This window comes from Occallatibacter sp. FHG110214_02 (assembly GCF_059115385.1).
In genome coordinates this window covers 69,757-83,036 of record NZ_JBZYWK010000010.1, presented here as the reverse complement: position 1 = coordinate 83,036, position 13,280 = coordinate 69,757, and the positions used below count along the sequence as shown (strand labels likewise).

Annotated in this window: 13 protein-coding genes, 1 other RNA gene and 1 pseudogene; 9 read left to right on the top strand and 6 right to left on the bottom strand. The window is 58.0% G+C overall.

From position 1 onward, the window contains the following. Positions 1 to 62 precede the first annotated feature (62 nt). The 5 genes from ribH (at position 63) to AC5S3R_RS11065 (ending at position 3,759) form a co-directional block, all read left to right on the top strand. Positions 63 to 926 carry a 6,7-dimethyl-8-ribityllumazine synthase gene (gene ribH, locus AC5S3R_RS11085; protein WP_494267104.1) on the top strand — a complete coding sequence of 288 codons (864 nt, stop codon included), beginning with the start codon at positions 63 to 65 and terminating at the stop codon, positions 924 to 926. Then, positions 923 to 1,345: a transcription antitermination factor NusB gene (gene nusB / locus AC5S3R_RS11080; RefSeq protein WP_494267103.1), complete on the top strand. Its 423-nt coding sequence runs from the start codon at positions 923 to 925 to the stop codon at positions 1,343 to 1,345. Before ribH ends, nusB begins: the two co-directional genes overlap by 4 nt. 154 nt (positions 1,346 to 1,499) lie before the next feature. Then, positions 1,500 to 1,931, top strand: coding sequence for a YtxH domain-containing protein (locus AC5S3R_RS11075; RefSeq protein ID WP_494267102.1), 432 nt, complete (start codon positions 1,500 to 1,502; stop codon positions 1,929 to 1,931). Positions 1,932 to 2,033: 102 nt separating this feature from the next. After that, positions 2,034 to 2,591, top strand: coding sequence for a hypothetical protein (locus AC5S3R_RS11070; protein WP_494267101.1), 558 nt, complete (start codon positions 2,034 to 2,036; stop codon positions 2,589 to 2,591). A 127-nt stretch (positions 2,592 to 2,718) separates the two neighbouring features. Next, on the top strand, positions 2,719 to 3,759 hold the full coding sequence (locus AC5S3R_RS11065) for a YncE family protein (RefSeq protein ID WP_494267100.1): 1,041 nt from the start codon (positions 2,719 to 2,721) through the stop codon (positions 3,757 to 3,759). Between the two features lie 611 nt (positions 3,760 to 4,370). Here the strand turns inward: AC5S3R_RS11065 and mnmA are convergent. From mnmA to AC5S3R_RS11050, 3 genes are read right to left on the bottom strand one after another with little or no spacing between them, the layout of a single operon-like run. Continuing rightward, complete coding sequence (gene mnmA, locus AC5S3R_RS11060; RefSeq protein WP_494267099.1) at positions 4,371 to 5,486, bottom strand: tRNA 2-thiouridine(34) synthase MnmA; 1,116 nt, start codon at positions 5,484 to 5,486, stop codon at positions 4,371 to 4,373. A gap of 55 nt (positions 5,487 to 5,541) precedes the next feature. Beyond that, on the bottom strand, positions 5,542 to 6,699 hold the full coding sequence (locus tag AC5S3R_RS11055) for a cysteine desulfurase family protein (protein WP_494267098.1): 1,158 nt from the start codon (positions 6,697 to 6,699) through the stop codon (positions 5,542 to 5,544). A gap of 19 nt (positions 6,700 to 6,718) precedes the next feature. Then, complete coding sequence (locus tag AC5S3R_RS11050) at positions 6,719 to 7,666, bottom strand: LysR family transcriptional regulator (protein ID WP_494267097.1); 948 nt, start codon at positions 7,664 to 7,666, stop codon at positions 6,719 to 6,721. Between the two features lie 104 nt (positions 7,667 to 7,770). Between AC5S3R_RS11050 and AC5S3R_RS11045 the strand changes: the two genes are divergently transcribed. Then, positions 7,771 to 8,757: a YeiH family protein gene (locus AC5S3R_RS11045; protein WP_494267096.1), complete on the top strand. Its 987-nt coding sequence runs from the start codon at positions 7,771 to 7,773 to the stop codon at positions 8,755 to 8,757. 29 nt (positions 8,758 to 8,786) lie between these two features. Here the strand turns inward: AC5S3R_RS11045 and AC5S3R_RS11040 are convergent, their stop codons facing one another. Continuing rightward, positions 8,787 to 9,008: a hypothetical protein gene (locus AC5S3R_RS11040; RefSeq protein WP_494267095.1), complete on the bottom strand. Its 222-nt coding sequence runs from the start codon at positions 9,006 to 9,008 to the stop codon at positions 8,787 to 8,789. 505 nt (positions 9,009 to 9,513) lie between these two features. Between AC5S3R_RS11040 and AC5S3R_RS11035 the strand changes: the two genes are divergently transcribed. Continuing rightward, positions 9,514 to 9,966 carry a CYCXC family (seleno)protein gene (locus AC5S3R_RS11035; RefSeq protein ID WP_494267094.1) on the top strand — a complete coding sequence of 151 codons (453 nt, stop codon included), beginning with the start codon at positions 9,514 to 9,516 and terminating at the stop codon, positions 9,964 to 9,966. Positions 9,967 to 10,054: 88 nt separating this feature from the next. Here the strand turns inward: AC5S3R_RS11035 and AC5S3R_RS11030 are convergent, their stop codons facing one another. Beyond that, positions 10,055 to 11,080: an aldo/keto reductase gene (locus tag AC5S3R_RS11030; protein WP_494267093.1), complete on the bottom strand. Its 1,026-nt coding sequence runs from the start codon at positions 11,078 to 11,080 to the stop codon at positions 10,055 to 10,057. A 291-nt stretch (positions 11,081 to 11,371) separates the two neighbouring features. On the opposite strand from AC5S3R_RS11030, the gene ssrA reads away from it, so the two are divergent. Both ssrA and AC5S3R_RS11020 read left to right on the top strand, forming a co-directional pair. After that, positions 11,372 to 11,724, top strand: a transfer-messenger RNA (tmRNA) gene (gene ssrA, locus AC5S3R_RS11025). A 112-nt stretch (positions 11,725 to 11,836) separates the two neighbouring features. Then, the gene (locus AC5S3R_RS11020; protein ID WP_494267092.1) at positions 11,837 to 11,971 is read left to right on the top strand and encodes a hypothetical protein; all 135 of its coding nucleotides are present in this window, start codon (positions 11,837 to 11,839) and stop codon (positions 11,969 to 11,971) included. A 297-nt stretch (positions 11,972 to 12,268) separates the two neighbouring features. On the opposite strand, the pseudogene AC5S3R_RS11015 reads toward AC5S3R_RS11020, so the two are convergent. After that, positions 12,269 to 13,261: pseudogene (locus AC5S3R_RS11015) on the bottom strand (recombinase family protein); the annotation flags it as partial. Between the last annotated feature and the right edge of the window lie 19 nt (positions 13,262 to 13,280).

The window sequence follows — 13,280 nt, the reverse complement described above, 5'->3', positions numbered from 1 at the left end:
CCTTCTGCTGTGTGCGTACATTCACCAGTCACGCCACCCTAACCAGTTAGAATCAGGAAGTCATGATTAAAGGAATCTCTTTCCTTCAACTCACTGCCAGCCCGTCGGCCTACGAGAGGTTGGGAAGGTTCTTATCCGCCCTCGGCCTCGCCTCCGCAAAAGGCTGGAGCGAACCAACCAGCCGTGGCGCAGCCTTTGCAGCGCCGCATGCACGCGTCGAGCTAATCGACGGGGCCATGCCGCCCTTCGCAGCCATCACCGTTGAGGTCAGCTCCATCGATGCCGCGCATCAAGCCGCCGAGCGCTGGCTCAAGAGCGAAAGCCTCGATGCTGAATCGCTCCTCACGCCCGTCACCGAAACACGATGGAAGGCGTACACCTTCACCGTGGAGCCTGAGCCAGGCCACAAGTTTTCCTTCTGGGCGTGGATTGAGCCACTCAAAGGCAAGCCCGCCGCTCTCGAAGGCGACATCTCCGCCGAAGGTATGAAGTTCGCCATCGTCACAGCCCGTTGGAACGCCGTCATCACCGACCGCCTTCTCGAAGGCGCACTCGACGCGCTCCTCCGCAGCGGAGCCAAGCGCGAAGACGTCGCCATCGTCCGCGTTCCCGGCGCATGGGAAGTTCCCAACGCTGCGCGCCTCATCGCGAATCAAAAAAACGTAGACGCCATCATCACCCTCGGCTGCCTCATTCGCGGAGAAACCGCGCACTACGAAGCCATCTACAACGAAGTTTCGCGCGGCATCGGCCAATCGCAGCAGGACACAGGCATCCCCCACGCCTTCGGCGTGCTAACCTGCGAAACACTGGAGCAGGCATTGAACCGCGCAGGCATCAAGGCCGGAAACAAGGGCTTTGATGCCGCCGCCGCAGCCATTGAAATGGTCAACCTGCGCCGCAAACTGGAAGGGGATGCAAAATGACGACGACCAAGACGCGGCGCAAATCCCGCGAACTGGCCATGCAGATGCTCTTTCAGGCCGACATGGCGCGCCAGGACGAAGACCAGGTCCGCGCCACATTCTGGCGTGCCGGTGACCCCGTCGATGCCGATGTGCGCGGCTTTGCTGAAGACCTCTTCCGCGTCGCCATGAGCCGTCAGGAAGAGATCGACGACCTCATCCTCAAGAACTCCAAGAACTGGCGCCTTGAGCGCATGGCCGCCGTGGACCGCAACCTGCTCCGCATGGCTATTGGCGAAATGCTCGGCTTCAAATCCACGCCCTTTCCGGTTGTGATTAACGAAGCCCTTGAGATTGGCCGCCGCTACTCCGCCCCTGAGTCCATCAATTTCCTCAACGGCCTCCTCGACGCCGTAGCCCGCCATCTCATCACCAGGTAACGCTCTGAAACGAGAGTGCATCCAACTCCACGATGCACTATGCGTTTCCGCATCAGAGTTTTTGAGCACAAGGCGACCATTTATTTCCCAACTGCATCCTTTGGGGTAACATGGATGCTCCGGTGCTCGTCTTATTACAGGAAGGAGAGTTGATATGGCAGAGGACAACAAAATTAACAGCGTAGCGTGGTTCCTGGCTGGAATTGGCGTAGGCGCGCTTGTCGGTATTCTCTATGCTCCCAAAAGCGGCAAGGAGACCCGCGAAGACCTTGCCAGCAGCGCCCGCGATGGAGCGGATTACGTCCGCGCACGTGGCCGTCAGGCATCCGATTATGCCACTGACCTCTACGGCAGGGGCAAGGATTATGCTTCCGGATACGCCGATCGTGGCCGCGAATACTACGAAAAAGGCCGTTCGCAGTGGGGCGACTTCGTGGATCGTGGCAAGAGCCTCGTCAACGAACACTCGGGACGTGTCGCCGCAGCCGCTCAGGCCGCCCGCGATGCGTACAAGTCCCATAGCGGCACTCACGAGGAAGCTCCGGTCGTCGAGACCTCCGAGCCCGTTGCGGAAGGCCAGGCTTAAGCCCTCCGCCGCTGGCGCGTAGTACCCTGAATTGCAGTCGCCGGTCAGCGTGTGCGCTAAGTTATGCGCGTTGACCGGCGGCAGCATGTTTACGAGAACCCAATGCAAAATTTAGATTCGCAGACACTTCTTCTTATTGTTGTTGGCATTGCCGCCTTCGCCGTACTGCTGCAGGCCGGCGTGCTGCTCGGCATCCTCATCGCTCTTCTCAAGATCAGCAAGCTGGTGCGTGAAAAGGCCGACGAGTTCCACAAGTCCACCATTCCCGTGCTGGACCACTCGCGCGAGCTGCTTGAGTCCACGCACTCGCTCGTCTCGCGCCTTGAGCCGCGCTTCGACTCCGCCGCCAATGACATTGCGGAGATTGTGCAAGCCGCACGCTCGCAGGCCGGGCGCCTTGACCTCACCGTGAACGACCTGCAGGAGCGCCTGCATAAGCACGCCCTGCGCCTCGACGGCATGGCCACCGGCGTTCTCGACTTTGTCGAAAACACCGGCAACTCCATCAGCGAAACCATCAATCGCCCCCGCCGTCACGCCTCCAGGGTCGTTGCCGCCGCCAAGGCCTTCGTCAAGGGATACACCTCGTCCGTGCAGGGCCAGTCCGTCTCGCACATCCAGCCCGATCCCACGCCGGAAGACAAAAACATCCCCGCCTGATTTTGTTTTTCCTCATCCTCCCAAAAACACTGGGTGCCCCACATCTCCTGCGGTTGGAGATGTGGGTAACACTTCCTCCGCCATCCCGCGCATGCTTTAATCTCTCCTGTATACGGAGCCTTCCATCATGCGCATCGCAGCCCTCGCCGCTCTTGCCGTCCTCACATCGGTAGCCGCTGCCCAGTCGCCGCGCCTGCTCGTCCTCTCCAAGCGCGACCACACACTCGCCATCGTCGATCCCGCCAGCTATAAAGTGGAAGCCACCATCCCCAGCGGAGAAGACCCGCATGAAGTTGAAGCCTCCACCGACGGGCGCTCGGCCTATATCTCGAACTACGGCTTCGGAGCCTTCCATACCATTACGGCGGTGGACCTTGTTGCTCATAAGCAGGCTAAAGTTATCGACCTGACACCGTTGCGCGGTCCGCATGGCTTGCAGTTTGCGGAAAGCAAGCTCTACTTCACGGCAGAGGTCAACAAAGTCATCGGCAGCTACGACCCCGCCACCGGCAAAGTGGACTGGATTCTCGGCACCGGCCAGAACCGCACGCACATGCTCCATGTTTTTCCCGGCGGACAGCGCATTGTTGCTACGAATGTGAATTCGGCGACGTTCTCGATTCTTGACCACATTGATACACCTGGCGGAACTCCATCAGGCCCGCCAATGGGGGCTCCTCCATCGGGTGGGTACCGCCCGATTCTGCCTCCGGGCGGCGATTGGGTTCCTACTGTGCTTCCCACGCATCTGGGTGGCGAGGGGTTTGACGTTTCTCCCGATGGCAAGCAGGCCTGGGTGGCGAATTCGGCGGATGGCACTATCACCATCCTCGATCTTGAGGGTAAGAAGGTGGCGGATACTCTGGATGCCAATGTGAAGTCCGCTAACCGCCTTAAGTTCACGCGCGATGGCAGGCATGTTCTTGTTTCCATGCTGGGGCAGCCGTATGTGCTGGTGCTGGATGCCGCTACGCATGCGGAGGTGAAGCGGATCACCATTGGCCATGGAGCTGCGGGAATCCTGATGCAGCCGGATGGAAAGCGGGCTTATGTTGCCTGCACGCCGGATGACTACGTGGCGGTGATTGACCTGAATACGCTGGAGGTTGTGGGCAAGATTGCTGCCGGTGGTAATCCCGATGGGATGAGCTGGGCGGTGATTCCTTAGGTTTAATTTATGTCTCCGTGTGTATGCGCACAGCGGGGTGCTTTCCCATTTCTTTTGTTTTGTGTGGGTCGTGGGGGATTGCACAGGGACTGTGCAGTTTCTTTATTCCGGAACTGTGCAAAAGGCAGGGTACGGGGTGCAGGGTACAGGGGATTGTGCTTGCTGTTGACGGCATGGAGTCTCCTTTCTTTTGAGTTAGCGAGTTAGCGGGTAAAAACAGAACGGCCCGATTCCTTTGGAATCGGGCCGTTTTTCTTCTGCTGATTCTATTGTGGCAGATTTCGCATAATTGAGCGCAAATCTGGAGAGGAATTTTTCTCAATGGAATCAATGAGTTAGGAAATGTTTTCGGGTTTGGGGCTTGACAGGATTTTTCCACAGGACAGCGGGAGAGCTTGATGCGGGAAGAACTCTCGGTATGGGTATCCCCGGTCCCCAAATGCGAGGGACCGGGGCACCCGGCTATTGCGGCGCTGATGGCAAAACCTAAAAGCATGCCTCAGGGCCTAAAGGCCCGACATTCTCTCACTGGCTTGATTGCCGGGGCTGAAGCCCCGGCCTACCTCAAAGCGCTGCGCTCGGGAGGACAGCTTCTGGTTGGCGTTTTTCTCTTAGCGAATCCAGCCGCCGCCTACTACTTCATCGCCGTCGTAGAAGACTGCGGACTGGCCCGGCGTTACGGCGCGCTGCGGCTCGTCGAATGTGGCGCGGACTTCGCCATTTTCTGCGGGTTCCAGAGTGGCCCAGGCGGGCTCGTGGCGGTGGCGAATCTTGATTTTTACCCGCATGGGGGCGGTCAGCTCGGGAATGCTAATCCAGTTGACGCGACCGGCGCGCAGGTTGCGGGTGGCTAGCTCTTCGTCTGCGCCTACCGTTACGCGGTGCGATGCCGGGTCGATGTTCAGCACGTAGAACGGGTTGGGAGAAGAGATTTTCAGGCCCTTGCGCTGCCCTACGGTGAAGCCGGTGATTCCTTCATGCTGTCCGACTACTTCGCCGGTGGTGGTGACGAGCTCGCCGGAGGATTCCGGCATCTGCTCGCCCTGCTCTTCGAGGTACGCCGTGAGGAACTGCTTGTAGTCGCCGCCGGGGATGAAACAGATTTCCTGCGAGTCGGGCTTTTCTGCCAGTGCGAGGCCGTGCTCGCGGGCTACTTCGCGCACTTCGGGCTTGGTCATCTTTCCCAGAGGGAAGAGGGTGTGGGCGAGCTGCTCCTGCGTGAGGCCGAAGAGGAAGTAGGTCTGGTCCTTGGCCTTGTCGGCGGGGCGCTTGAGAATCCAGCGCTGGCGCTCGGGGTCGTACTCATTGATGGCGTAGTGGCCGGTGGCGATGCTGGATGCGCCGATGGAGCGGGCCGTCTTGAGCAACTGGTCGAACTTGAGGTGGTTGTTGCAGAGCGAGCAGGGAATTGGCGTGCGTCCGGCGAGGTATTCGCTGACGAACGGCTTGACTACATCCTTCTCGAAACGCTCTTCCTGATTGACGACGTAGTAGGGGATGCTGAGGTGCTCCGCTACGCGGCGGGCGTCGTACACATCATCCAGCGAGCAGCAGCGGCCTGCCTTGGGAGCGTCGGGGATGCCGTGCTTACCTGCAAGCCGCTCCTGGTTCCAAAGCTGCAATGTTAGCCCGACAACTGCATTTTCTTCGTGGGCGAGAATCGCCGCTACGGTCGAGGAATCAACTCCTCCCGACATGGCAACGGCAATGGTATCCTTCTGGTCCATCAACTTCCAAACTCTCTCAATCTTTTTAGATGCCGGGCATCCGCTTGCTGACTCGTTAACCGAGCGTGCCAGCCTCTACAGGGGAAACTGCCCGGAGGCGTTCTACGGCTTCGGGTATGACGGACAGAACATAGTCCACGTCTTCCGGCGTAGCCGTTTTCATCAGGCTGAGGCGGAGGCTTGTGCGGGCTCGTGCCTTGGTGAGGCCCATCGCCATGAGCACATGGCTGGGCTCGGTTGCGCCGGAATGGCAGGCCGAGCCACCGCTTACAGCTACGCCCTTCAGGTCCAGCGCAATGACCAGCGCTTCGCCTTCCAGGTTGTCGAACCAAATGTTCGATGTGTTGGCGACGCGTTCCGCTCCAGAACCATTCAAGCCGGTGCCGGGGAGATGCAGGATTTCCGCTTCGAGACGGTTTCGCAGGGCGGCCAGCTTTTCGAGGGAGCCGTCGGACAGGCTGGACAATGCGATTTCTGTTGCCTTGCCCATGCCTACGATTCCGGCTACGTTTTCTGTGCCGGCACGGCGGCGGCGCTCGTGGCTTCCGCCAACCAGCAGGCTCTCAATCGGCGTGCCGCGCTTGACGAAGATTGCGCCGACGCCCTTGGGGCCGTGGAATTTGTGCGCGCTGATGCTCAGCAGATGGCAGCTGATTTCGCGCACGTCGATGGGGATTTTGCCAGCGCCTTGTACGGCATCGACATGGAAGAATGCGCCTGCTTCGGCGGCGATTTTTCCGATTTCCGCAGCAGGCTGGATTACGCCGGTCTCGTTGTTGGCCAGCATGATGCTGATGAGGCGCGTGTTGGGGCGCAGGGCTTCGCGGACTGCTTCGGCTTCGATAACTCCGCTGGCGGTGGGGGCTACGTAGGTGACTTCGACTCCGCGCTCGGCGACGCGCTCGGCGGCTTGCATGACCGCGGAGTGCTCGATTGCGGAGGTAACCAGGTGGTCGCCGGGACGCAGCAGGCCGAAGATGGCCGTGTTATCGCCTTCGGTGCCGCCGGAGTTGAAGACTACTTCGGCTTCGCGGCAGTTGAATAGCTCGGCAACGGCTTCCCGGGCATGGTCTACGCCGCGCCGTGCTGTCTGGCCGGGAAGATGAATGGACGAGGCGTTTCCGAAGAACTCCGTCCAGTAGGGACGCATGGCTTCGACCACCTCCGGCAGCAGAGGGGTTGTGGCATTCGCGTCCATGTATACACGCCGCATTGCAAAAAAATCCCAGTCTTTATTGTACTTTCAAGCGGGTTTTTCTGCCGGAATCGGAGCCGTTGCTGCTGCGGGACTCCATGCCCCGCGCGAGCAAAAGCGCGCGGAATGCTCCGGGGTTTCCGGCGGGCTCCGGGCCGGCTGACCACACGATGGAGAACATGCGCGAGAGCTTTAACCCCTTCACCCGCACGCGCTTGACGGTTCCCAGAGCCAGGTGATTTCGTGCTGCCCATTGCGAGACAAAGGCTACGCCCAGCCCTGCTTCCACGGCGCTCAGAAGGCCTTCGGTGGAGTCGAGCTCCATGCGGATGGCCATCTCTTTTTTACCGACGCCGGCGGCTGCCAGCGCTTTCTCTACGACTCTTCGCGAGCCTGAGCCGAATTCGCGTGTCAGGAGGGGGGACGTCTTGAGTGCGGCGGGTTCGATTTCCTGCTCGGCCCACTCGTGGCTGGCGGGAACGACGAGCACCATGCGGTCTTCCATGAACGGCTCGACGTGTACGTCTTTGCGTTGCGCCGGGCCTTCAATCAAGGCCAGCTCGATGTGGCGCGCGGTGAGCGCTTCCAGGATTTCATCGGTGTTGCCGCTCATGGCAGAGACGGAGACGCGTGGATGCTCGCGGAGGAAGTCGGCGAGCAGCGCCGGGAGCAGGTATTGGCCGATTGTCTGCGATGCGCCGACGGCTAGTTGGCCGGCCAGCGTTCCGGTGGCGTTGGCGACGGCGACGCGGGCTTCATCGGAGATTTCTTTGAGCCGGTTTGCGAAGGGGAGCAGGGCCTTTCCGCTGGGCGTCAGCGTGATTTTTCCGCCGGTGCGGTCGAAGAGCGGCACGCCGTACTCTTCTTCGAGCGCCTTGATTTGCTGCGTTACCGCGGGCTGTGTGAGCAGCAGCTCTTCGGCTGCGCGGCTGAAATTTAAATGCGCAGCTACAGCGCGAAATACCTTGAGGCGAAAGTTCTCCATGCAATCTCCAACGCTTTTCATCGTAACCGCCCTATAAGGAAAGGCAATCGCACATCATAACTTCTGCTTGGACCGCGGGGCTAAATGCGTTCCATGCTGGGATTGTGGAAACGACGATTGCAGAACATAAGGCTGCCAGCCCTTGGCTGGTGAAGAATCTCTTCTTTCTAGGCATTATTCTTGCCGCGAGCGGGGCGCTGTCTCCCGCGCTGGCGCTTGTACTGGGCATTGTTTATGCGGGGATTTCTTCGTACGTGCATATTCCGCAGCACTATGCGCAGGACACGCGGCATCTTTCCAGGCTGTTGTTGCAGGCTTCGGTGGTGGCGCTGGGCTTTGGGATGAATTTGCATCAGGTGATTCAGGCGGGGCGCTCGGGGCTTGCTTATACGGCGATCAGCATTGCCGTGGCGCTTATGCTGGGCATTGCGCTGGGGTTTGTGTTGCGGGTGCGTGCGCGAACGGGGTTTCTTGTTTCGATTGGTACGGCTATTTGCGGCGGCAGCGCGATTGCGGCGGTTGCGCCGATTCTTGCCGCCGGGCCGGAGGAGATTGCTATCTCGCTGGCTACCATCTTTGTGCTGAACTCGGTGGCGCTGCTGGCGTTTCCGCCGATTGGGACTGCATTTCATCTGACGCAATCGCAGTTTGGGCTGTGGTGCGCGCTGGCGATTCATGACACGAGCTCGGTGGTGGGCGCTTCGGCGAAGTATGGAGCGATGGCGTTGAGCGTTGCTACGACTGTGAAGCTGGCGCGGGCGCTGTGGATTGTTCCGGTGTCAGTGGTGGTGGCGGCTACGCGCAGGGGCGATGAGCGTGGCAAGGCGCGTATTCAGTGGCCGTGGTTTATCTTGTTTTTTCTGGTGGCTGCGGCTGTCAGCACGTTCTTTCCTGCAGGGCATCCTGTGTGGGAGATTTGCCGCAAGCTTGGTCTGACGGGGCTTTCGGTGACTCTGTTCTTTATCGGCACCGGGCTGACAGCGAAAACGCTGCGCACGGTGGGGCCGCGGCCGCTGCTGCAGGGGATTTTGCTGTGGATTGTGGTGGCAGGAGGCTCGCTTGCGGCGATTGAGACAGGGTGGATTCAGTAGCCGGAGAGCAAGCTGAGAGACTGCGGATTTCAGATTTCATCTTCCGGGAATTCACCGGTACGGAATTTGGAATCTTCCGCTTCGGGATCTACGGCTTGCAGCTGGGTCAGCGTTTTGCGGTAAAACCATGCTGCCGCCAGCCCACCGATTACGGCAGAAGCAGCGGCTACGGCTCCTACGCGTATCCATGAAGCGCGGGGCTCCGGGGCGGGGGCGATGGCTTCCTGCGGGTTGAAATCTTCTGAATTCAAAGGGTTTGTATGCCTCGCAATGATTGTACTCCGGTTCTGATTCTGCCAGAAGGGGGAAAACTTTTTTGCTGACAGCTGACAGACCGGGTTTCTGCAGTTAACTTCCTTCCTGTCTGGCTTTTCCACAGCCGGGTAGGGCTTCGCTTTTTTCAAAACATACAAAGAATTTATAAATTCTCAAATTTTGTATTTGCGCTCTTCTGAATCTATGGTATGGTGTATATATTCCGGTTGGGGAGAGGTGGTTTCCTGACTCTCTTCAATCGGGAGTAGTTTGCGTCACTGGCCTCCCGGCTCGAGCGGTAAAACGTTCGAGCCGTCTTTTTTTGCTGGCGACGCCCTATCCCGCCATATTGCTGCAAATTCACAACACTTAAGCACAGGCTTTACTGCATTCCATGTTTAAGCCGTCACTTAAGCGAGCTCATACATTGTGCGCGCTGTCCCGCCCGAGAGCTGGTGATCTACAATGACACGCAGAAGCAGCGAATCAGGAGAAGTGGGAATGAAATTGGTTTTCAAGCACAAATGGCTCTGGGCTGTGGCCGTCTCCGCCATCACCATGGTCAGCTACGCGCAGTTTTCCAACCCTGCCGACGACGTGCCGGCCTATCATCCTTCCGCGCCGCTCTCGGTTGCCAAGCTGCCGCCGATTCTTGCCGGAGCCAAGCTGCAGGGCCCGGAGTTCCGTTATCCCTGGCAGGCGCATATCTACCAGCAGGTTGCCAAGGTGGGCAATGTGGCTTACCAGCTTCCCTGCAACTGCCGCTGCGACCGCAACCTGGGCCATACGAGCCTTCGCAGCTGCTTTGAAACACTGCACGGGGCCGAGTGCTCTACCTGCGCCAAGGAAGGCGTTTACGCTTATCAGCAGACCAAGCTGGGCAAGACTCCCGCACAGATTCGCGCTGGGATTGCCGCACATGCGTATGAGTCCATCGATCTTGAAAAGCAGTAAACAGACGCATTCTTTAGAACGAGAAAACGCCCGCAGGTCCTGATTGGATGGCGGGCGTTTTCTATTTGTTTTTTGCTTCAGGTGAAGCTCATCCTAACCACGAAGGATTTTTCGCTGTTCCGTCGAAATGGTTGGAGGTTTTGAATAGCTCGTAACGGCCATCGGCTGCGGCGGAGCGCGTGCGGTCAAGCAGGGCTGATACCTGAGTTTCGCTGAGAGGCTTGAAGGTCTTTACCGCCGTCAGCGCCTGTTCCAGAATCTCCGGAGAATCGATTCCGGTGATGATGGTGGAGACGGGCAGCGTCATGGAGTAGTGGAAGGCTTCGATGGGCTCGACTGTTTTGCTGTCGAGAATGAAGTGGTCGCCGAAGGTTTTCATTGCCAGCACGGCGATTCCTTGCTGCTGCGCTACGGGCAAGACCTGCTTTGTGAAGGAGCGGAAGTGGGCATCCATTACGTTGATGGGCATCTGCACCGAGTCAAAGTGGAAGTTGTGTTTCTCTGCCATTTCCAGCATGCGTAGCAGCACGAACGGGTCTTTGTGCCCGGTGAAGCCAATGTAGCGAAGTTTGCCCGCTCGTTGCGCGGCTACTGCGGCCTCCAGCGCGCCGCCCGGAGCGAAGATGCGGTCCGGGTCTTCGAGGCGAATCACTTCATGGAACTGCACCAGGTCGATGACATCGCTTTGCAAACGTCCGAGTGACTGCTCCAACTGCTTGTTGAACTCGTGCGCTGTGCGGCCATCCATTTTGGTCATCAGGAAGGCTTTGGAGCGGTAGCCGTCGCGGAGCGCCTGTCCCATGCGTACTTCGCTGATGCCGTCGTTGTAGTCCCAGCAGTTGTCCATGAAGGAGATGCCGCGGTCGATGGCGCTGCGGATGAGCCGGATGGAAGCGGCGGAGTCTTCCTGGTGGCCAATATGGTAGCCGCCGAGGCCAATGAGGGAGATTTTTTCGCCCGTGCGGCCAAACTCCCGATACAGCATTCCCGGTACCTGGGGCGGCGTGGTGGGAGCGGAGGAGGTGCTCTCAGCGCTGGCTGCCGGTCCGGCAGACACAGCGGCAGAGGCGACGGCTGCGGCCGTAGCGGACTTTAGAAAATCTCTTCGTTCCATGACAAAAGCCTCCGGGAAGGGGTTCAGAATTAGTTGATACTGCGCGGCCTGCGAATGCAATGCAAAGGGGACGCTTTTTCATGGAAAAATTGTTGAAATCCGTTTCTAAAACTGCACTCTAATCCGCGAAATATGAGGGGATTACATGGCTGCTCAGGCCGCGCTGCGTGGAAGAGGAAGCGCGCACGCAAAACTCAGCGTAGAATAGAAAGACGAGCAGCACAGACCTCCAACGGTCCGTCTGCTCCCTTGGCGCTCACTCCGTCATCTAAGGAGATGAGTCAGCGAAAAGGGGGCGTCACGGTTTCGACGGGATTGATTGCGGCTCAGAAGGCATGCCGGGGTGTGGGCACCCGTAATCGCTTACAAAAACAAAGTTGCCAACGATAATCTGGCACTTGCTGCTTAATTAACTAAGTAGCCGTCTTCCCCGGCTTCGCCTGTGGGCTGGGAGCGAGACGTCATACAGCAGGCTGGTGGTTGCCGCTCGGTCCGTGTGGTAATTACGAGATCATCGGACTAGTCTTTCGAGCATCTTGTCCGTTCTGAGCTCAAGAGGCGAACCTTTCGGAACTGGACTGAGCATGGAGTCTTCTGGCTGACTACGATTTCGGACGCGGGTTCGACTCCCGCCGCCTCCACCATTTGCATATTTCCACCTAAAAAATTTTCCAACTGACTGAATATGCAATCTTTATCCGGGTTCAAAATGCCTGTTTCGCGGTGGTATTTTAGACCACCCGGAAACAGTGCAGTTTGAACTCGCTGACGCTGATCCAGATCTGCGTGCTGCCAAGCTCTCGAAATATCCACCAGCATTGTCTTGGAAAACTCCAGCAGATCATCAAACTTGGCCTTGGCAGTGCTAGCTGCGGCAATCTGCGCCTCTAGCGAAGCAATCTGATCATCGAATTTGCGCTTCAATCCAGGAAAGACCGGGGTGATAGCCGGGTCATCGTTCACGTACTTCAAAATCAGCTTTTCAAGAGATGCGCGAACGGCGCTCAATTCTCGTCCGAGGTTGTCGGCTATGACCTCATTGTTACTCGTCCGCTTTTCCCACTCCTCCTGGAGAACAGAACCGAAATCATCCGAGAATGCAGCATCAACGCGAAGGCGTGAGAGCAAGTCGATGAACTGAGTCTCCGGCTTGTGGACAGGTATGTTCTTTACTCCGTTGCATCTGGTGCAGCGATAGTAGAAGTGGTACTTTCCCGTCTTGCTTCGTGACGGGCCACCGGTCAGGGGTGTATTGCAATGCGCACACCGGAGGAAACGGCGAAGTGGCATTTCTTTCCGATTACGCTGAATAGGTGCAGCGATTACCCGCTTTCCTTTAAGGGCGAGTTGGGCATTCCGAAAAGTTGCTTCACTAACCAGCGGGGCGTGCAGCCCTTGAAGATCACCGTACTTCTTGGAGCGAATTTTTCCAATGTAGATCGGGTTCTTAAGCATCCTCATGAAATTATCCAGAGACAGCTTATGTCCTTTCTTTGACCGGAGTCCCAACGCTGTCATTGTCCGCCATACGGCAGTGGGACGATCCGTTCCTGCTGCCATTAGATCGAAAGACTGACGGAGCAGAGACGCCTCAGGTTCCTCAGGGATAATGTTCGCCAGACCCTTCGCTTTTGCGCGGATGTTCTGATAGCCGAGCGGCGCTTTGCAAATCCAGCGTCCGCTTTCAACGGCGGCTTTCATCCTCTGCTGTTGTTTCTCCGAGTGCTGGTCGCTGAAATCTTCCGCACGACTCAGTTCTTCTCGCCGTGATGTACGCCCCGAGGCAGTCCGACAATCAATATGCGGATTATTAACCGAGATTGACCAGACGCCCAGATGGTCAAGTTCGTTAAAGGCTTGCAGCGCGCGACGAGTATCCCGAAAGAAACGGGAATAATCATAGAAAACCACGATTACATTTGGGTTCTTACGAATCGCCTCAAACATCGCAAGGAATTGGGGGCGGTCAACATCACTCCAACCGGATACGCCTGGGTCTGTAAATACCCCAATGACAGTCCAGCCCCGTTCATTACAGAAGTCACGGCATGCGCGTTCTTGTGATTCCAACCCGTAGGCATCGCGTGCTTGTTCATCGGTGCTGACGCGCAAGTACAGGTACGCGAATTTTGTTTCGCGAAACTTGAACCTATTCTTGCCCTGGCTTTTCTTCCTTGCCATCCTCGATCCTTCCGTTCAA

Bases quoted from the DNA above. Each gene is read 5' to 3' on its own strand.
- ribH (WP_494267104.1), top strand. From the start codon at position 63: ATGATTAAAGGAATCTCTTTCCTTCAACTCACTGCCAGCCCGTCGGCC.
- nusB (WP_494267103.1), top strand. From the start codon at position 923: ATGACGACGACCAAGACGCGGCGCAAATCCCGCGAACTGGCCATGCAG.
- AC5S3R_RS11075 (WP_494267102.1), top strand. From the start codon at position 1,500: ATGGCAGAGGACAACAAAATTAACAGCGTAGCGTGGTTCCTGGCTGGA.
- AC5S3R_RS11070 (WP_494267101.1), top strand. From the start codon at position 2,034: ATGCAAAATTTAGATTCGCAGACACTTCTTCTTATTGTTGTTGGCATT.
- AC5S3R_RS11065 (WP_494267100.1), top strand. From the start codon at position 2,719: ATGCGCATCGCAGCCCTCGCCGCTCTTGCCGTCCTCACATCGGTAGCC.
- mnmA (WP_494267099.1), bottom strand. From the start codon at position 5,486: ATGGACCAGAAGGATACCATTGCCGTTGCCATGTCGGGAGGAGTTGAT.
- AC5S3R_RS11055 (WP_494267098.1), bottom strand. From the start codon at position 6,699: ATGCGGCGTGTATACATGGACGCGAATGCCACAACCCCTCTGCTGCCG.
- AC5S3R_RS11050 (WP_494267097.1), bottom strand. From the start codon at position 7,666: ATGGAGAACTTTCGCCTCAAGGTATTTCGCGCTGTAGCTGCGCATTTA.
- AC5S3R_RS11035 (WP_494267094.1), top strand. From the start codon at position 9,514: ATGAAATTGGTTTTCAAGCACAAATGGCTCTGGGCTGTGGCCGTCTCC.
- AC5S3R_RS11030 (WP_494267093.1), bottom strand. From the start codon at position 11,080: ATGGAACGAAGAGATTTTCTAAAGTCCGCTACGGCCGCAGCCGTCGCC.